The organism is Enterovibrio gelatinilyticus (assembly GCF_028683095.1).
Taxonomy (GTDB): Bacteria; Pseudomonadota; Gammaproteobacteria; order Enterobacterales; family Vibrionaceae; genus Enterovibrio; species Enterovibrio gelatinilyticus.
Genome location: NZ_JAJUBC010000001.1, coordinates 288,026 through 307,848 on the forward strand (window position 1 = coordinate 288,026; position 19,823 = coordinate 307,848).

At 48.1% G+C, this 19,823-nt stretch carries 16 protein-coding genes and 1 pseudogene; 12 read left to right on the forward strand and 5 right to left on the reverse strand.

Annotated elements, in window-relative coordinates; translation table 11 throughout:
* Positions 1–6: 6 nt before the first annotated feature.
* Positions 7–1,260, reverse strand: coding sequence for a Y-family DNA polymerase (locus LRP50_RS01260; RefSeq protein WP_274162700.1), 1,254 nt, complete (start codon positions 1,258–1,260; stop codon positions 7–9).
* Positions 1,248–1,655, reverse strand: coding sequence for a LexA family protein (locus LRP50_RS01265; RefSeq protein WP_274162701.1), 408 nt, complete (start codon positions 1,653–1,655; stop codon positions 1,248–1,250). Before LRP50_RS01265 ends, LRP50_RS01260 begins: the two co-directional genes overlap by 13 nt.
* Before the next feature lie 304 nt (positions 1,656–1,959).
* Here LRP50_RS01265 and LRP50_RS01270 point away from each other — a divergent pair, with 304 nt between their 5' ends.
* From LRP50_RS01270 to LRP50_RS01315, 11 genes and pseudogenes are all read left to right on the forward strand, one after another.
* Complete coding sequence (locus tag LRP50_RS01270) at positions 1,960–3,414, forward strand: NAD-dependent succinate-semialdehyde dehydrogenase (RefSeq protein WP_274162702.1); 1,455 nt, start codon at positions 1,960–1,962, stop codon at positions 3,412–3,414.
* A gap of 661 nt (positions 3,415–4,075) precedes the next feature.
* Positions 4,076–5,113: a TRAP transporter substrate-binding protein gene (locus LRP50_RS01275; RefSeq protein ID WP_274162703.1), complete on the forward strand. Its 1,038-nt coding sequence runs from the start codon at positions 4,076–4,078 to the stop codon at positions 5,111–5,113.
* A gap of 111 nt (positions 5,114–5,224) precedes the next feature.
* Positions 5,225–5,779: a TRAP transporter small permease subunit gene (locus LRP50_RS01280; protein ID WP_274162704.1), complete on the forward strand. Its 555-nt coding sequence runs from the start codon at positions 5,225–5,227 to the stop codon at positions 5,777–5,779.
* On the forward strand, positions 5,776–7,245 hold the full coding sequence (locus LRP50_RS01285) for a TRAP transporter large permease (protein WP_274162705.1): 1,470 nt from the start codon (positions 5,776–5,778) through the stop codon (positions 7,243–7,245). The genes LRP50_RS01280 and LRP50_RS01285 overlap by 4 nt, the downstream gene beginning before the upstream one ends.
* 88 nt (positions 7,246–7,333) lie before the next feature.
* Positions 7,334–8,254, forward strand: a complete 921-nt coding sequence (locus LRP50_RS01290; protein ID WP_274162706.1) for a LysR family transcriptional regulator — start codon at positions 7,334–7,336, stop codon at positions 8,252–8,254.
* 254 nt (positions 8,255–8,508) lie between these two features.
* Complete coding sequence (locus tag LRP50_RS01295; RefSeq protein ID WP_274162707.1) at positions 8,509–10,182, forward strand: GMC family oxidoreductase; 1,674 nt, start codon at positions 8,509–8,511, stop codon at positions 10,180–10,182.
* A gap of 431 nt (positions 10,183–10,613) precedes the next feature.
* On the forward strand, positions 10,614–11,516 hold the full coding sequence (locus LRP50_RS01300; RefSeq protein WP_274162708.1) for an NAD(P)-dependent oxidoreductase: 903 nt from the start codon (positions 10,614–10,616) through the stop codon (positions 11,514–11,516).
* Positions 11,513–13,213 (forward strand): dihydroxy-acid dehydratase, encoded by a 1,701-nt coding sequence (locus tag LRP50_RS01305; RefSeq protein ID WP_274162709.1) that lies wholly within the window; start codon positions 11,513–11,515, stop codon positions 13,211–13,213. Before LRP50_RS01300 ends, LRP50_RS01305 begins: the two co-directional genes overlap by 4 nt.
* A 36-nt stretch (positions 13,214–13,249) precedes the next feature.
* Positions 13,250–14,587: an NAD(P)H-dependent oxidoreductase gene (locus LRP50_RS01310; protein ID WP_274162710.1), complete on the forward strand. Its 1,338-nt coding sequence runs from the start codon at positions 13,250–13,252 to the stop codon at positions 14,585–14,587.
* A 204-nt stretch (positions 14,588–14,791) separates the two neighbouring features.
* Positions 14,792–14,905, forward strand: a pseudogene (locus LRP50_RS25685) (integrase core domain-containing protein); the annotation flags it as partial.
* Positions 14,906–15,160: 255 nt separating this feature from the next.
* The gene (locus LRP50_RS01315; protein WP_420791165.1) at positions 15,161–15,808 is read left to right on the forward strand and encodes a heme-binding beta-barrel domain-containing protein; all 648 of its coding nucleotides are present in this window, start codon (positions 15,161–15,163) and stop codon (positions 15,806–15,808) included.
* Positions 15,809–16,208: 400 nt separating this feature from the next.
* Here the strand turns inward: LRP50_RS01315 and LRP50_RS01320 are convergent, their stop codons facing one another.
* The 3 genes from LRP50_RS01320 to LRP50_RS01330 all read right to left on the reverse strand — a co-directional run bounded on the left by LRP50_RS01320 (position 16,209) and on the right by LRP50_RS01330 (position 18,436).
* Positions 16,209–16,451 (reverse strand): hypothetical protein, encoded by a 243-nt coding sequence (locus LRP50_RS01320; RefSeq protein WP_274162711.1) that lies wholly within the window; start codon positions 16,449–16,451, stop codon positions 16,209–16,211.
* Between the two features lie 434 nt (positions 16,452–16,885).
* The gene (locus LRP50_RS01325; protein ID WP_274162712.1) at positions 16,886–17,803 is read right to left on the reverse strand and encodes a mechanosensitive ion channel family protein; all 918 of its coding nucleotides are present in this window, start codon (positions 17,801–17,803) and stop codon (positions 16,886–16,888) included.
* 288 nt (positions 17,804–18,091) lie between these two features.
* Positions 18,092–18,436: a hypothetical protein gene (locus LRP50_RS01330; RefSeq protein WP_274162713.1), complete on the reverse strand. Its 345-nt coding sequence runs from the start codon at positions 18,434–18,436 to the stop codon at positions 18,092–18,094.
* 277 nt (positions 18,437–18,713) lie between these two features.
* Between LRP50_RS01330 and LRP50_RS01335 the strand changes: the two genes are divergently transcribed.
* Positions 18,714–19,580, forward strand: a complete 867-nt coding sequence (locus LRP50_RS01335) for an urea carboxylase-associated family protein (RefSeq protein ID WP_274162714.1) — start codon at positions 18,714–18,716, stop codon at positions 19,578–19,580.
* The last annotated feature ends 243 nt before the right edge of the window (positions 19,581–19,823 follow it).

Sequence of the window (19,823 nt, forward strand, 5' to 3'; positions counted from 1 at the left end):
GCTCGCTCAACATCTCACCAACGGTACGTCGCCCCAACGTGTCGTATACTGGGGCGACAAGAATTCACGCCGCATACCCCACTTCGGGTCAATTCCCTGTGCGCCCATAAACACAGCGCCAGTACCATAGCGTTGATTTAGACCATCAAACGCCTGCATCAACGCTGGGTTACCGGGCTGCGAGTTAAACAAGTCAGGCTGCACGTGCTTTGCATTTACCAAATCAAGCAATCCGACCCCGACCTTGTAATAGCGCACGCCCACTTGAAACAACTGCGGTACCATCGCTGCCACCGCAGAAGTGATCACCGCGGTGTCATCTGCCGGAAACGCAAAATGCTGCATTTGTTTAAAGCTCTTGGGTCTTTCATCAAACGGCGAATTTCCCGCGAACACCATCAATACAGAACAGAGCGAGCCTTGTGCTCGAAGTTTGGCAGCAGCGATTCCCGCGTGTTTACACAAAGCTTGGCGGAGCGATTCTTGATCCTGTATCCGTTCCCCCATCGAACGTGTCGAAAAGATCTGCTTTTTGTCCGCTCTGGCGACGTCCCACCCTTTGCAGACTTCACCGTTTAACTCCCTGACCGTACGCTCCACTTCAACGTTAAATTCCTTACGCGCAAGGCCAAGTGGCATGCGAGACAATTGCAGGGCGGTATTCATTCCTTGTAACTTCAATCTCGCGGCAATTTTTCGGCCAATGCCCCACACATCCCCCGTTTCCATGTGTGAAAGCACCGCAACACGCTCTGATTCCGAGTCCAACACGCACACGCCGTTGTAACCCTGTAACTTTTTCGCTGCATGATTTGCCACCTTAGCCAGAGTCAGAGTCTTCCCCATACCTACGCCGACTGCCAAGCGACACTCTTTCCACACTGACTGTCGCAATGCCTGCCCTTGCGCACGTAAATCTGGCACCGCACTGCATCGATGAAACGACAGGAACGATTCATCGATCGAGTAGACATGCTGCTCAGGCGCAAAGCGCCCGATCACCTGCATCATACGATCAGACAAATCCCCATAAAGCTCATAGTTCGACGAACACACAATCACCCCTGCCGCCTCACAACGGGCACGAACCTGAAAGTACGGTTTGAACTTCTCGATACCCGCTTCTTTTGCCTGACGGTTCGCCGCTACGACACAACCATCGTTATTAGAAAGCACAATGACTGGCTTGCCGCGCCAATCTGGTCTAAACACCTGCTCGGCACTGCAATAAAAGGAATTGGCATCCACTAACGCGAACACAAAAGCGGGCTCTGGCGGTGACAGCGGATAGAGCGAATCACGACACCTTCAATGGTAAAGATGTCATGTTGAGTAATGGCCACGGAAGAATACATATCATTGGCCGAAAGCAGAAGGCGACGCGGCACATCAAGCAGTTTACAGATAAACTCGCCGTTTAAGTTTGCCACAATCACATCACCATCCCTGGCGGTAACGTGCCGATCGACGATCAAAATGTCACCATCGAAGATGCCCACGCCCTGCATGGAATCACCCGACGCTTTACCAATAAAGGTCGCGCTTGGATGCTCGACAAGCAGCTCATCAAGGCTCAAAGGCAATTGGCGATAATCGCCCGCTGGCGACTCAAAACCAGTAATACCGGCGCTAGCAAGAATAGGGATAATGGTCATAAAATATACTGTTTATATATACAGTATTCATTTTAGCGCTTTTCGTCTTACAAGCAAGATCCCACGTTTCTGACAGCCGGAAATTTGAACAGGACTAACACGCAGCAGGCGCATCATCACGCAAGGATGTTCATTAGATACAGACATCCCATTCTGAGGTCTTCCCTGCTAACTCCTAAGTTTCACGATGGGGGGCATACCGAAGCAATAATGGCGTATAAAACAGGGGGTCACTATCCTAACTGCATAATCACTCAACTCATTCGCCCAATGGTATACGGCGGATTCACCATAGGATTTTTTTATGCAGCTTAGCGACCCACAGCTTTACCGCCAACAAGCTTATATCAATGGCAACTGGACTGATGCAGGAGCGCAGAGTGTCATTGATGTGAAAAATCCTGCGACTGGCGAGAGTATTGGCTCTATTCCCAATCTGGGCCGAGTTGAGACCGTAAATGCCATTGCATCCGCTGAGGCTGCTTGGCCTGCGTGGAGGGCCAAGACAGGAAAAGAACGCGGTTTGATCTTACGTCGTTGGTACGATCTCGTCATGACACATATCGATGACCTCGCGATGATTATTACCCTTGAAAACGGCAAACCGCTTGAAGAGGCCCGTGGTGAGGTACTTTACGCGGCATCATTTCTCGATTGGTTTTCTGAAGAAGCACGTCGTCACTATGGTGATGTCATCCCGCAGACGAAGGGAGACCAACGTTTGTTTGCTATACGCCAACCTGTGGGAGTATGCGGTGCGATCATTGCGTGGAACTTCCCTTGCACACTGGTGACACGAAAGGTAGCACCGGCACTGGCTGCAGGCTGCACGGTTGTCCTTCGGCCTGCTAGCCAAACACCGCTCTCCGCCCTCGCACTTGCAGAGCTGGCTGAACGCGCTGGCGTCCCTGCGGGTGTTTTCAACGTGATCACAGGTGACGCACGGGCTATCGGCGCAGAACTGACCGCCAATGAAACGGTTCGCAAAATCACCTTCACGGGTTCGACGCCTATTGGGCGCCTACTCATGCAGCAAGCAGCGCCCACTGTTAAACGCTTATCACTTGAATTAGGTGGCAATGCGCCATTCATTGTGTTCGAAGATGCAGATGTGGAAAAAGCGGTCGACGCGTTAATGGTGTCCAAATTCCGTAATGCGGGGCAGACTTGTGTCTGTGCTAACCGCGTTTTTGTTCATGATTCAGTCTATGAAGAGTTCGCTCGCCGAGTCACGGAAAAAGTGCTCGATATGAAGGTCGGAAACGGGCTTGAAAGTGATGTTTCAATCGGCCCCTTGATCGATGAAGCTGGCGTCGAAAAAGTATCGGAACTGGTTGAAGATGCTATCGGAAAAGGCGCCCGCTTGCTGGCAGGCGGCAAGAGACACGCGCTGGGCGGCGGTTTTTATGAACCAACCGTGTTAGCAGATGTGGGTCAGGATATGGACGTCGCAAGCGAAGAAATTTTCGGCCCAGTGGTTACCCTGTTTCGTTTTGAATCGGAAGATGACGTGATAGAACGAGCGAACTCGGTAGAAACAGGACTCGCTGGGTATTTCTTTAGTCGAGATGCATCAAGAGTATGGCGTGTAGCCGAAGCGCTTGAAGTGGGCATTGTAGGCGTAAACACCGGCATGTTTTCAAACGAAGTTGGTCCGTTCGGCGGCGTTAAGCAGTCAGGCTTCGGACGCGAAGGCTCCCGTTATGGCCTTGATGACTTCTCAGACCTGAAATATATCTGTCTCGGTGACGTGAATTAATCACCTGATTCTTCAATATGCCAGCATCCCAATGAATAGGATGCTGGCATCTTAACTTTCGTCGCTGCCCTACAGCTAAATGAAAGGCTGCCTTTACCGTACGGTCCATACCTCGATACCGCGATGTGGAACTCAACATCCACACAGTCAAGGTTCTGAGGGCAAGTTTTCAGAGAGTGATGTTTCAGAAAACAATATTTCAAAGGGTAAAGTTCATATAACTAAGTTCTAAATAGCAAAGTTTTAAAAAGCAAAGGTTCACAAAGCTGAAGTTTAAAAAGCTAAGATTCACAACGCTAAGTTTCATACAGTAACGGTGCACACAACAAAAGCCTTGTGGTTAATCCAGCTAATCTCTGTGCTCAGATGCGCACTCCCCCTCTTTTGTCCAAGCAGACCAATCTAAGATACTGATTATTATCAGCTTATCTCTTTCTTTTCCCTCAAACTGCCGATACTCGCTCTCCACTCTTACCACTATTCATTTATTGAAATCGGTATATCACCCACCTTCTGTTTCTCAAATTTACCAACCATCACGAAATACGATGCCCGCCATTCCGGATGGCTTGTTCGGAAGTGCTGCGAATTGGCGTATAACTTAATGTAGATGATGCAGTTTCATCTAAAGAACTTCTTAAAAGTCAATAGGGACATTTTCATGAAGAGTATTAAAAAATTAGCAACAGTTTCTTCAATTGTATCGGCACTCTTTGCCCCACTAGCATCCGCTGATCCCGTGAAGTTAAACATGCCATCGGTTTACCCAGGATCGCTGACCCAGCTTGGTACAGCGGGGGTGCGTGTAGCAGATACCGTCAACCTAATATCTGGCGGCGAAGTAAAGATAAAGTTCTTTGAACCGGGTGCCCTTGTTCCAGCGCTAGAAATATTCGACGCTGTTTCAAATGGCTCTGTTGATGCAGGTTGGTCTACCTCCGGTTATTGGGGTTCGAAGAATTCTGCGTTGAATATTTTTGCCACTGTTCCCTTCGGCCCTCAAGCGGGCGAGTACCTCGCATGGATGTGGTATGGCGACGGCGATAAGCTTAAGAACGAAATCTACAATAGACACGGTATCCAGAGTATTACCTGTGGTATCCACTCTCCAGAAACGTCAGGCTGGTTCAAAAAGGAAATCAACAGCCCAGCAGATCTTAAGGGCTTGAAAATGCGCTTCTACGGCATTGGCGCTAAGGTCATGCAGAAACTCGGAGTCGATACGCAATTGTTAGCCGGCGGTGATATTTTCCCCGCATTGGAGCGCGGTACCATTGATGCGACCGAATTCTCCATGCCCGCAATTGATCTCAAGCTCGGTTTCTACAATGCGGCCAAACATAACTACTTCCCTGGCTGGCATCAGCAATCCACGATTCAAGAACTGCTGGTTAACAAAAAGAAGTGGGACGGTATGACCGAACGACAGCAGGCGATAATCGAAACCACTTGTCGATCTAACATTGCCACTCAATATGCGGAAGGTGAAGCGATTCAGGCTCCCGCGCTGGCTGAAATGAAGGAAAAAGGCGTAATAACGCACCGTTGGAATGACGAGATGCTCGACGCGCTTAGAGGCGGTTGGATTACCGTTCTTGCTGAAGAAAAAGCCGCCAACCCTGAGTTCGAGAGCGTCTGGAATAACCTCGAACAATTCCGAGAGCAATATGCAGTCTGGAAGAACCTCGGGTACCTCTAGTCACATCTTAGAAAAACAAGATCAGGCCGCCGCGTAGTCGGCCTTTAGTTTCTAAGCTGTAGTAAGTGCTTATGAAATAAACGCTTTGGTGAAAAAGCCTGGAGGGGTATCTTGCAATTTTTTATTGGTTTTTCTGAAACTATTGACCGAGTCATGAGGTTTCTCGCGATGTTTGGCGGTTGGCTGGGCGTCATGTTGATTGTCGCTGTTTGTTATGATGTGGTCACACGCTACTTCGGTGTTCCTAAACCCGACGGAATAAATTCCACTATGATCCAAGAGTCAGAATACTGGCTGCACAGTTTTCTCATTGTTTTTTCGATTGGTTACGCTTATCTCAAGAATGCTCATGTTCGCGTTGACCTTTTTCGGCCCAGTTTCTCGCTAAAAACCAAGCTCTGGATCGAACTCATCGGTCTTTTGACAGCGGTCATTCCATACTCGCTATTGGGCATCTGGCTCGCCTGGCCTTACACGGTCAAATCGTATCTTTCCGGCGAAATTTCCAAGTCACAAAATGGGCTTTCAGACCTCTGGATTCTGAAAGGCGGACTCGTCGTTCTTTTTGTACTCATCTTTTTTGCAGGCCTTTCTAAGCTCATTAAGATCATCGCAGCACTCCGCGGCGACCTCTCGATGGAAGCAGCAAATGGAGAAGAATTATGACGCTGATTGAAGCGCTTCCGCTGTTCATGTTCGCCGTGCTTGGTTTACTACTATTCACCGGTTTACCGGTCACTTTTGTCCTTGCCGGTGTCGGTCTTGGGTTTGCCATAATTGGCATCGGGTTCGGCGAGTTTTTGCCCATTCAATTCAAAGTACTGCCCTCACGGATCTTTGGCAGCATTTTCGAAAATGCAATACTCACAGCAATTCCGATGTTCATTTTCATGGGGACAATGCTCGAAAAATCTGGCGTAGCCCGTGATCTTTTAAATTGTCTTCAGGTGCTACTGCGCCGCGTACCCGGAGGGCTTGCGCTTGGCGTGACACTGATGGGGACAATACTGGCTGCAACCACAGGTATCATTGGCGCATCGGTGATTATGATGACGCTGCTCGCACTACCAGTGATGATAGAGCGCAAATACAATCATGAGTTAGCGACGGGCACCATTGCCGCCTCAGGCACGCTCGGGATTTTAATCCCACCATCCATCATGTTGGTAATCATGGCCGACCTGCTCTCGCGTTCGGTCGGTGATCTCTTTATGGCGGCAGTATTCCCAGGCCTATTACTGGCTGGACTCTATATCGCCTATATCGTCATCCGCTGCACGTTAAATCCCAAGTTAGCCCCTACGCTGGATGCTGATCTTGGGCCGCAGAACCTAGCCGCGGTCTTAGTCATGGTGTTCCGCAGCTTCGTGCCTCCCATTCTTCTCATCTCTATGGTGCTCGGTTCGATCCTTGGTGGCTTTGCGACGCCGACAGAAGCGGCTGGTGTGGGTGCCATGGGCGCTATCCTGCTCGGTTTTATCAACCTTGTTCTTTTGCCCTCAATGGGTGTTGCCGAAGTCGCAGGCCTTAATCCGAATGCTGACGATGGCATGGGTGATCACGCCGTTGGCGGTGGCTTTATCAAAGAGCTGCGTCATTTTGGTAGCATCCTCACTGAGGTTGTAGAACGTGCGATGCTAACAAACGCCATGATCTTCGGCATTTTTATTGGGGCAACGCTTTTCAGCTATGTGTTCCGAGCGCTCGGTGGTGATGATATTGTCATTGAACTGGTGCATTCGCTTGGTCTTGGCCCTTGGGGATTCCTGTTCCTGATTATGGGGCTCGTATTCATACTCGGATTCTTCTTCGATTGGCTCGAAATCACTCTGATTGTGCTGCCGGTCTTTGCACCGATCATTGCACAACTTGATTTCGGCGATCACATGCCGCAAATCGAAGTCACCTATTGGTTTGCGATCTTGCTGGCAATGAATCTTCAAACCTCATTTTTAACTCCGCCCTTCGGCTTTGCACTCTTCTACCTGAAAGCAGTGGCACCACCCGCGGTCAAGATCAGCGAAGTGTATCGCGGGATCATTCCGTTTGTGATGTTGCAACTTATCGGTCTGGCGCTCGTGATTGCCTATCCGGACATTGCGCTCTGGTTGCCTAGAGTTCTGCAGGACTAATGCAAAGAGCTAGTGATATCTTAATTCTCGTTTGAGGTATGTTGCTATTATGAATAAGGAATCGACACCTTTAGACCGGAGACTGAACGTGACAATAGTCGGTACGAGATCCTCGACAGCGAACTTCGACATTACCACTTTGCGTTTGTTTGTGTGTGTGGCTGAACAAGGGAATATCGCGGAGGCGTCGCGGATTAATCACATCGCGGCGTCAGCGATCAGCAAGCGGATTTCGGACCTTGAAGCACGCGTTGGCGTTAATTTGCTCTATCGGTTGCGCGGTGGTGTGGAACCCACACAGGCTGGCAAGGCAATGCTGCGGCATGCAAAACGTGTTCTGCTGCTTATGGAAGACATGGACGCCGAACTGAGCGAATTTACACACGGCATGCGCGGACAGGTGCGATTGTGGGCCAATACGTCGAGTATCACGCAGTTTCTACCAGAAGATATATCACGTTATGTGGAGCGCTTCCCTGAGGTTGGCATAGAGTTACGGGAGGAAACCAGCCAGATCATCATTGATGGTGTTCGCGAGGGCCTTACTGACTTAGGGATATTTTCCGGTCATACCGATAGCGGCGATCTGGAAACTCGTGTGTACCGTCATGACACTCTCATGGTCATCCTGCCCTCAGGACACCCCTTGGAAGGGCATGAGAAGTTAAAGCTGACTGACATCGCAGCCTATAATCAAGTCGGTCTGCAAGATGGCAGTTCACTGCAAAACCAACTCTTACACGAAGCCTCCTCGCTAGAGGAGCCACTCCGGCTTCGTGTAAGAGTGCTGAGTTTTGATGGCATTCGACGCATGGTAGAAGCTGGCTTGGGATTGGCAGTGCTGCCTGAAGGCGCTGTTATCCCTTTCCTCGAAATGGGAACCTTCACTGCCGTTAAGCTCGACGAACCCTGGGCAAAACGTTCACTGATACTGGGTTTCAGAGACTATAAATCATTGCCGGTGGTAGCCCGGACACTGATTGAATGTCTGGCTCCAGAATCCTCGTAGAACGCCTACCCAAACACATTTAGAGGCAACCTTATCGTTTCATTACGCCCTTACTCACTCTGTGTTGTAGACCAATAGCACAGAGTGAGTAAGGGCGACCGTCCCACTCGACCATGCTGCGTTCGCGATCCGATATGTCCAACCTCTTTATTGGGAAGTGGTGAAGGGAAGAAAAGTTTGCAATTCTTAATTAAAAATCAAATACGTTCGACGTAGACCCTTTCCAATTACTCACACAGTTAGGTAGATCTCATATGCCCCTCGTTAAAGAAATTTTTGATTACGTCATCATTGGCGGCGGAACAGCTGGAGCGCTGCTCACCAATCGCCTTAGCGAGAATGGCGCTAGCGTTTGTCTCCTTGAGGCCGGACCTAGTGATATCAATCCATTAATCCACATCCCTGCCGGCTATATAAAGAATGTCTATTCGAAAACACTGACTTGGGGTTTTGAGGCGGAGGCCAGTGCAGGCACGGCGGGGCGTCGATTTTCTCTGCCTCAGGGGCGAGTGCTTGGAGGTTCGAGTTCCATTAACGGCCTGAATCATAACCGAGGACAACGTGCAGACTTCGACCATTGGGCAGCGCTTGGAAATCCGGGTTGGTCCTACAACGAAGTACTTCCCTACTTTCGCCGTTCAGAGCACAAAATAGGTAAGGCTGACAAACGATACCGAGGGCTTGACGGTGAGCTATCAATCACCGACCTTGATTGGCATCATCCCGTGTCTGAAGCGTTCGTAAAAGGCGCGCAAGAACTTGGGATCCCCGAAAATCCAGACTATAACGGCGCACGGCAAGACGGTGTCGGATATTACCAACGCTGTATCAACAAAGGCTTTCGTATTTCATCGGCTCGTGCCTTTCTGGGAACAGCTAAAAAACGGCCTAGCGTAGAGGTGCGCACCAACGCCCAAGCGACAGCGATTCTTTTCGAAGGTAAGCGTGCGGTGGGCGTAAGCTACATGAAAGGTGGCCCCTCCGGGAAGGCGCACAACGTCATGGCTCGTCGCGAGGTTATCGTTTCTGCAGGAACCATCAATACCGCGAAATTGTTACAAATATCGGGTGTCGGCGACGCTAAACTACTGGCTGAGCTCGGTGTTCCTGTGGTCCATGATTTACCGGGTGTCGGCAATAATTTACGTGATCATTATGGGGTACGCATGGTGTCACGTGTAAAAGGTATCCGCACGATAAACAGTATGGCACAAGGCCCACGACTGCTGCTGGAAATTGGCCGCTGGTTGCTCCGTAAACCCAGCCTATTGGCGGTCAGCCCTTCTCTTGCCCATGCTTTCTGGAAGTCGGATGAGACAATGGACAAACCCGACTTGCAGTTTGTGTTCTCGCCAGCAAGTTTCCGTGAGGGCGTGGTGGGTTTGCTCGATAAAAAGCCAGGGATGACAACGGGAGTGTGGCAAGAGCGACCAGAAAGCACAGGTTTCGTTCGCGCCCGTTCTTCGAACCCATTCGACACCCCCATTGTGCAGCCCAATTATTTGGCTAACGAGAAAGATCAGCAAGTGTTGCTTGCAGGAATGCGCCTCGCACGACGACTAATGCGTACTTCTACTCTTGCGCCCTACTTTGACCATGAGACTGCGCCGGGTGATGATGTGCAGACAGACGAGGAACTCCTAGATTTTGCACGCAAAAACGGTACCACGGTCTATCACCTCATTGGCACGGCACGCATGGGGCCTGATTCGGATCCCGAAGCCGTCGTCGACGCTCAACTGCGCGTCCATGGGCTTGATGGGTTGCGCGTCGTTGACGCCTCCATTATGCCATCGATGCCTTCGGCAAATACCAACGCGGCGACACTCATGATCGCAGAAAAGGCTTCCGATATGATTAGAGGGTTAACGCCTCTTGCGCCAGCCGAAAACATCGCGAACGAAGAGGCCACGGAAACTCTCTGTTGATCGTTTTTTGAGCCTCTCGGGACTGAGATACCTCTTTCCCATGAAAGGTTCAAGTAGTCGGCTGAGGTAGACGCCAGATGCGCTGACAGGCAACCCTTCGCCTTCGAAACGCATCCGATTTTATTTCTTCTCACTATGCCGGTTTCCCGGCTCTCAGGCGCGCTTTTCTAACCTTGAAACGGACGTATACAGACGATGTTCACCACAGCGAACATCGTCTGTATGCCATGGTTTTGTCGCACCCAAAATCTAGCGCTCACACCAAGACCTGGCAGTCACATCAAGATCTTGCACTCACATCGAGATCTTGCGCTAACAATAGCGGCAACGTATTTCGGTAACGGGGGCATCGTTATTGAACGCTTCGGGAGTCATTCCTTACCCATTATGATCAAGTCATAGATAACAATGACAAGGACAGAGGTGTATTGATGAAAGCTGGTTTTGTGGGCGTTGGTCAAATGGGTGGCCCTATGGCTGTCAATCTGGCTTCAAGCGTTGAGGTAATTGCATACTGTCGAAATAAATCCGTTCGTCAGTCTCTCGCAGTATCTGGGGTGGTCACTACGGAAAATTTGCAGGACGTCGCAGAAGCAGACGTTATTTTCTTGTGTTTACCTAGCGCGAACGTCGTCGAACAGGTTCTTTTTGGCGCAGATGGATTGGCTGACGTTTTACGTCCGGGAACGGTTGTTGTTGATACCAGCACCGTCGAATACAGCACGACGATTTCTATTTCAGAGAAGCTTGCTTCACTTGATGTGAAGTTTGTGGATGCGCCCGTATCCGGTATGAGAGCACGCGCTGAAGATGGCACCCTAACCGTCATGTGTGGCGGCGACCAAAGCTTGGTTGAGGATCTCAACCCGCTTTTTTCCAGCATGGCATCAAAAATCCTGTATATGGGCCCGATTGGTAGTGGGCAACTCACCAAACTGATTAATCAGCTGCTCTTTGATATCAACGCCGCAGCCTTGGCCGAGATCCTGCCGCTGGCGGTCAAGCTTGGGCTTGACCCAACCAAAGTCGGGGATGTTGTTAATAGCGGAACCGGACGAAGCTATGCGTCAGAATTCTTCATTCCCAATGTCTTAAAAGGGATCTTTGATAAAGGATACCCCTTAGAGCATGCCTACAAAGACTTGATCAGTGGGGCTGAAGTATCGGCACAACATCAAATACCAACACCTGTCTTATCGGCTGCAACAGCAACGTATCAAATGGCATTACTTAACGGACATGGCGCAAAAGATAAAGGCGCAATGATCCGCGTCTTCGAAGACCTGCTCAATGTCAAATTTCGCTCCGACAATACGGAAGGAGATTCTAAATGACAAAAGAACGTGGATTAAAACGCAACCTAACCAACTACGGTGACAAAGAGTTCGCGACCTATTTGCGTAAGTCTTTTGCGCGTTCAATGGGTATTTCGAAAGAAATGCTGGATAAGCCCATTGTCGGCATCGCAATGACACCTTCGGGTTTTAATAGCTGCCATAGAGGCATGCCTGAACTCGTAGATGCCGTATCAAGAGGCATTCTCGCGGCAGGTGCCCTTCCTCGCCCATTCCCTACCATCTCACTCGGTGAAGTTTTTCTCAGCCCCACCAGCATGGTTTATCGCAACCTGATGGCAATGGACACAGAAGAAATGGTGCGTGCTCAGCCTATGGACGCAGTGGTGATGATCGGCGGATGTGACAAAACCGTACCTGCCCAATTAATGGGGGCAGCTTCCGCTGATATTCCAACGATTCAACTCGTGACGGGGCCAATGTCTACGGGTCGCCATCGAGGGGAGCGTTTAGGGGCCTGTACAGATTGCCGTCGCTTTTGGGGGAAATACCGCGCTAACGAGATTGATACGGCCGAGATCACTGAAATTGAAGGCAAATTATCAACGACCTCTGGCACCTGTGGAGTCATGGGTACCGCCAGTACAATGGCCTGTATAGCAGAAACGCTGGGGATGTCTCTGCCCGATACTGCGGCGATTCCATCGGTGCATTCAGAACGTTTGGTCGCCGCTGAAGCAAGCGGTCACGCCATCGTCCAACTTATTGATAACCAGATTCTTCCTAGTGAAATCATTACTGAAAAATCGGTTGAGAACGCCTTTCGCGTCCTCATGGCCATCAGCGGCTCAACCAATGCGATCGTTCATTTAACGGCTGTCGCAGGTCGATTGGGTATCAAAATCTCTGATGAGCGACTCAATGAAATTTCTGATGAAACCCCAGTTCTGGTGAATTTAAAACCCGTTGGTGAAGGTTACATGGAAGATTTCTATGCTGCGGGTGGCCTTCGCGCCGTGTTACACGAGATTAAGCACCTGCTTCACCTTGATACCATTAACGTTCTCGGGCAAACCCTGGGAGAGATCCTTGAAGAGCCGATGGATTGGGTTGATCGAACCTATATCAAGTCACTCGATGATCCGGTCTCCAACGTGGGCGGATTGATTTCGGTGAAAGGTAACATCGCCCCAGACGGCGCGATATTCAAACGTGCTGCAGCCACGCCTGAACTGTTTGAAGTTGAAGGTCGAGCCGTGGTGTTTGAAAATTTAGAAGACCTAGCAAACCGCATCGATGACCCTGATCTTGATGTAGAAGCCAACGATATTCTGGTGTTGAAAAACGCAGGCCCAGTCGCTGCTGGCATGCCCGAAGCCGGATATCTCCCCATTCCAAAGAAGCTTGCTCAACAAGGCGTGAAAGACATGGTGCGCCTATCCGATGCGCGCATGTCAGGAACCGCATTCGGCACCATTCTTCTTCATATCTCACCTGAAGCCGGTATTGGCGGCCCATTAGCGGCAGTTGAAAACGGCGATCGCATTCAATTTTCCGTGAGCAAAAAGCGAATAGAGCTATTGGTCGATGACAAGACAATAGAGATGCGTTTGAAAAACAAAGAACCCCTGAAGATGCCTGAACGCGGCTACCGGGCGCTATATAGCAAAACGGTTTTACAAGCCCCGGATGGTTGTGATTTTGATTTCCTTCGTCATACATCAGCTGATTCCTGATGCCGTCCTCAACATATAATTTTCTAGGAAACTAAGATGAACCTTTTCGCCAAACTCAAGCAGCGTGAACAAGAAGGCACTCCCATTAAGGTCGGACTGATCGGGGGCGGTAAATTCGGGACCATGTTTTTATCGCAAGTCGCTCGCTTGCCTGGTATTCACGTTGTTGGTATTGCAGACTTATCACCAAGCGCTGTTCAATCAAATCTCGAACTCGTTGGCTGGCCGAAAGAATCCTATGCTGCAGCGACTTTAGACGAGGCCGTCAACAAAAGGTCGACGCATGTCACCGATGATTGGCGTAGCCTGATCGAGCAGCCTGAGATTGAAATAATCATTGAAGCGACAGGCAATCCAATGGCCGCTGTCGAGCACTGTCTTGGCGCTTTTCGTCAAAATAAACATGTCATCAATGTAACGGTTGAAGCTGATGCCTTTTGTGGTTATGGGCTGGCATTAAAAGCCAAGGAAGCAGGCGTTATCTACAGTATGGCTTATGGTGATCAACCCGCATTAGCGTGTGAGTTGGTAGACTGGGCCCGCGCCAGCGGATTTAAGGTGGTTGCGGCAGGACGTGGTCATAAATGGTTACCTCATTATCGCCATTCTACGCCCGACACGGTTTGGGACCATTGGGGGTTGACCGCAGAACAGGCAAAACGCGGTCGTTTGAACCCAAAAATGTTCAATGCATTTCTGGATGGTTCAAAACCTGCTATTGAATCGGCAGCCATTGCAAATGGCACAGGACTGGATGTTCCGACGAACGGACTGCTCTTCCCCCCTGGCTCCGTCGATGACATCCCTACCCTCATGCGCCCTAAAGAGCTAGGCGGCGTTCTCGAACGCGCAGGAATGGTGGAAGTTGTGTCTTGTCTAACATTAGACGGAAAACAAATCCCAAATGACATTCGAAAAGGTGTTTGGGTATGTATCGAAGCAGACACGGATTACCACAAGAACTGTTTTGAAGAATATAAAGTGGTCACCGATCCATCCGGCAGGTACATGGTGAACCATAAACGCTGGCATTTGATCGGGCTTGAACTCGCCATCTCGGTCGCATCTGTTGGGCTACGTAGAGAGGCGACTGGCTTTGCCACATCATTTAGAGCAGACGTTGTCGCTATTGCAAAAAGAAACCTCGCGGCAGGCGAAACACTTGATGGTGAAGGCGGTTACACCGTTTCGGGAGGATTACGCCCAGCGTCCATCTCCGTTGAAAACCGATATTTGCCGTTGGGTCTTGCGCATAATGTCATCCTGAAGAATACAGTTCAGGAAGGCCAGCCAGTGAAATGGGATGATGTGGATATCGATATGACGACCGCCGCTTATAAACTGCGCAAAGAGATTGAATTAAAATACGTGTAGTCAGGACAACGCTTTTTGCTCTGGCAAATATCGTAGATGAGTCAATTGAGCAAACAGACTATCAGTCCGTCCGCAGGCCAATAAACAGGCCTGCGGATGAACACAGCGCCCAAGCAAAAACTCCGACTCAGTAACACCCTCCCCCACAACACTCCCATCATCAAAGCCATGTTCGATGTCATTAGATGCTCTCAAAGGAGCACGAAACAAAGTGGTTTTATCGAATGCCTCAATGGGTCATACCGTAGAGAGTTATTGAACGCTTACTTGTTTGACTATCTCGAGCAGGTACGAGATATGGCAAGGGTATGGGTATGGAATTAAAAAAAAGAACAACAGGCTGCAAATAAATCGCGTTAAATAAATGCATTATTCGTAAAGTACATATAAAGCAAACAGAGTGACCCGCATTGCGATAACAAAACAATAAATTACATTTGGTTTCCATTGCGCCAAACTCACTTCACGCAAATACACTTAATTTCAGAAATTATATTACGCATCGAAATAAAAACACCAATCAACATTTCCTTTTCACCAAGCACATAAATACACTAAAAAGGAAAAAACATGATCAAGAAAATTTGTCTGTCTGCTGCTTTAATGGCTCTTCCATCACTCTCTGTGGCTGAAGAGTCGACCATTATCAACGGATTAGATTTTGGGCCTTTGGCTGGTTTGGTTGGAACATGGAAGAGTGTCGACTCAGGTGGCGTTGATGTCGCCCCAGGGCAAGAAGGCACCAAGCAAGGTAAAGGTGGCCCGTCGGTGAAGCCTTTCTATGAAACCATCACATTTACCGCTGCTGCAGATGCAACAAATGCAAGCGACCAGTACCTAGTCTCGCTTTACTACGAGCAAGAGGTATTCAAAAAAGAAGATAATGCCAAGTTCCATGACCAGCGTGGCTACTTGATTTATGACAAAGTGAATCAGGTCGTTTACAACTCATTTTGTGTACCACGCGCAGTGTGCATTGTGACTCAAGGAGATGCTGGGAATCATATTCAGTTTTCCACAGCCAAAGAGGGAATGGCGCAAAGCCAGTATATGTTTGAGAATGCAACAACATCTGATTTTACAATGGTGTTAGACTTTTCCGAGAAAGATATTCTTCGATACACACAAACTACAAGTCTCAATATTTATGATAAGCCTTTCTCTCATAGCGACTCGAGTACGCTAATGAAAATTTCTAACCCAAACAGCCCAAAGACATAATAAATACATCACACAGGGGAAGCATTAACCATTCATGAAAACATATTAAATATATAATCACATCACATGATCATTCCATATTAATTATTATGCATCATATGTGTCATACCCAATAGACCTGAATCCTGCATCTTCAGGTTGTTTGGGTATAATGTTTCGCTCTAAAGAAAATAGAGAGCATTATTTTATATAAGGCAAAAAATGAAGACCGAGATCTGTTTCGGGTTTTATTCCACTAGGAAAAGCAAAAACCAGCACCCCATACAGAACGGTATCAGAAAGTGAATAACTACAGAAAGAGGAAGAGTCATCTTACGAGAAGTTGCTGAATTGACTGGTTATAGCCGATAAGTTTGTCCGCTAATCTCATCGGCAACGGTAAATAACAGTGTGGCAAAAATCAGTAGTTGTCGATTGGTCCTTGCTGAGTATTGATTGCACTTTGCTCTTTGACGTGCAGTTCCACATAAAGGGGAGCCGAAATGCCAGAAACTGCCACAAAGATGATTAAAGACATCACCCACTGTGGGTTTTTTGGCATATAGCTAACACGCGCGTAGCTTAACGTTAGGTAAGTGATAGCAACAAAGCCAGCGAGCATACTGCAGGCTAAGACGTAGTCGTTTGTGATTACCGCTAACATAGACTGTGAAACATTCATTTGATTTGGGGTCTGCATTTATAAGGGGGCGAGATGGTAAATTTTTGTGACTGAAATCACAAGAACATATTCATGCGGAAATCAAAATGAAATTTTTAGGGCCGATCAGTAGGGGTTGAAAGCGAACATTCGGTCCAAGGCTCGACACTCTCTAACGAGGAGTTGATGATGCACCGGCGTCTCAATCACCAAAGCCAACGGAAAGCACAAGAGTGAGCAAGCCGGCACCAAAGCGTAAATCGCTTTAGATAGATGACATAAGCGATCGGCAATAGCCGACCGTAAATTTATAGAATGCTCGCAAGTGAATGTAGACTTTCATATTAAAGAGTTACATTACAATTACGTTTTATATCCATGGCGTTAGTTTGTCATTCAATCAATGAAAGACAACACCTAAACCGTCTGAGGAAACATCAAGAACCGTTTAGCGCGTGGATCTTGGATTCATGCTCGGCATGCCCCTCATGTGGCGCCATCTTAACCTGAAAATTGTGTGCCTTAATTCCCGCTGCCTGAAAGCGTATTGCGATTCCCGTACGAATATCACTGGCAAGATTCCAAGCTCTTGAAGCTGAATTGGTCCAACCCGCCACCCAGCATTGATAGGCATCTTTCTCGAGGTCCATGACCCAGAATGCAGGCGCATCCTGAGAAATAAAATGCTGACTGTCTTCCACTGCCTCAATCGCCATCTGTCGTACTTGCTCTAAATCATTTTCGTAAGAAGTATAAAACTCTACGTGAACCCAGATATAGGGATCGTTGTAAGTGAAGCTTTCCAACTCAAGTGACAGCATTTTGTTGCTGGGAATGATCAGGCGCTTCCAGTTCCATAGCTTGATTATCGTGTGGTTTAAGCTGATGTCCTCAACCGTACCATATTGATTGTCAACCACAACGGTATCCCCTACCCGAATTGCCTTAGAAAGAGATAGAACCACACCAGCAATAATATTTTCAATAACAGGCTTAGCTGCAAACCCCAGAACCGTGGTAGAAACAGCAACAACAATAGAAACCAAAGCAGCAGGTATCGAGTTTAGAAAAGGAAACGATAACGCAATACCAAACACAACAAAGATGAAGAAAAAGGCTATCTTGCTGATAATGGAAAAACGATTCTCAATTTTCTCTACCGCTGCATCAATTTCTTCAGGCTTTCCCGGTACTTTCGGAGATGTAGTCTGGACGCTATTAAAGTTCTTAAGACGCCGGAGCCTTTTTTCACGGTTTGATTTTGATTTTAGTAGCGCAGTAGCCGCCCACCAGATAACAACTACCCCGATAAGGCAGACTGTACCAAGATAGATATAAAGATTGTCTATCACCATACCCGCACCATTTTCTGTTTATTGCCCAAGAACAAACACGCCAAGATCGCCAAAGTTCTTCTCCCTATCAACAATGACAATGACCTAAGAAATCCAACACGATGGGATAGCTCGGGCTGTGTTCAGAACGCTTTTGATAAACCAATCAAAAATGCTATCTGCATGTTAGGCCTCAAGGAGCAAAATGACCAGCATGAACGTGGTCACCTTAATTTCTTAGCGTCGCACTGTCATGGCATCTGGCAAAAAGTATCTTCTAACATTTGGTAAAAAAGCCTGAATCAGGCATTAATTCAAGCCGCGCTTCTGAAAGCGGTCGTTCCATTTACCGTTGTTTTCAACGTTGCACCTCTCCTCTGTGTCGAAGGTGACATGTCGCGTGAAGTCTTTCAATTTGATATCTATAACGTTGAGCTTTTCTTTGATGAACGCTAGCAGCACATCGGTGTCTGCATTGGCTAAATGCGCATTGGAATCAAAAACGACCACTATATTGAGAGAAATGGGAAAACTATCATAGTTAGCAAAATGCGTAAGCCATTCAAAGCCTTCATGTTGTTGCTGAGCAATGTCACATACCTCCGTCAGTACTTCCCTAAGCGAGTTATCTATTTTCTTGTCTGTTTTTCTCACTCAAAAAACCCCTTTACCAGTAAGAATCTAAAATTGCAGGTCGTTGGATGAAATTTCCAATGCCTTCTAGTACACGCGCCAAATCTTGGTTGCATGGTAAACACCATGCAACCCAAACTCCACGACCAATAAAAATAGTCTGGATTTTTGGAGCGTTCATTTCTATATCTGACAGCTTCACGTTGATTGGATATGGGCCCTATGACTCGCTTATGAAACCTCACAATTGAAGAGGCCGGATATACTTACTTCATAGTGATGACATAGAGGAAACAACATGACGAAAAACAGAGAAAGTGATGGTACTGCGAATGTTTCACCAACGGATGCACACGAACGCCGCGCTGCTAAACCCGTTATCTGTTACGCCACAAGTTCTCTGCCTCCCTTTGATGTCAATTTTTATCACACAGCGAGAGTTTCAGCCACTCGCACTGTTTTACTAGAGATCCCACCAAGAGAGGCACGCTGCTTTGTCGTTCCCGAGGGGTGTTTTTTCCGTATATCCTGCCAGCACGGCTCACAAGTTGGGGATTTGAATCTCTGGCAACGAGATGATCTCAGTGAACACTTTTTCAGTGGAAAAACCCGACAACTGCATGCCACCCATCTAACCACCGGTGACAGATTGTGGAGCAACATGCCTTATTTACGGCCAATAGCAACGATTACGGATGATTCATTGAGTTGGTATGGATGGGATGATGATGGCGCGGGCATACATGATGTGATTGGAACGCGTTGCGACCCCTACACGCACAATCGGCTCCATGGAGAAAACTACCATCATTGCTGCCACTCTAACCTCACCCGTGCACTGGCGGATAAACGAGGCATCAGCCAAAAAGACGCAGAAACACACATTCATGATGTATTAAATGTGTTTATGTGTACGGGTTTTACCAAGGATTCGCACCAATATTTTATGAAAGCCAGCCCAGCGCGCAAAGGAGATTATATTGAGTTCTTTGCCGAAACCGATTTGCTTGGAGCACTTTCAGCATGTCCAGGGGGAGATTGCAGCAGCACCCATTCCAGTGATGACGCGCAGTGCTATCCGCTGACCGTAGAGGTATTCACCCCAGAAAAACAATCGCTTGATACGTGGCAACCCTTCCAACGTAGTGAGTATATTGCTAAATAGCTCACATTAACCCTTGGCACAGCAAGTTGAAACTGACGCCTTAGCGTCAATGTTTAATAACATTGACGTGATACTTATTTATCGGCACGTAAATTCACTTCGACCATGATGGCTCTGGTCAACACAAAGACTCTTAGCGCTTCCCCTTTGACGTCACCATTAACTTCTCAATATTTCATGATGTTACTTTAAAAAATCATCTGTAAAAGCTTTCATCTTTCTTGACTAACAACACCCTCTCAC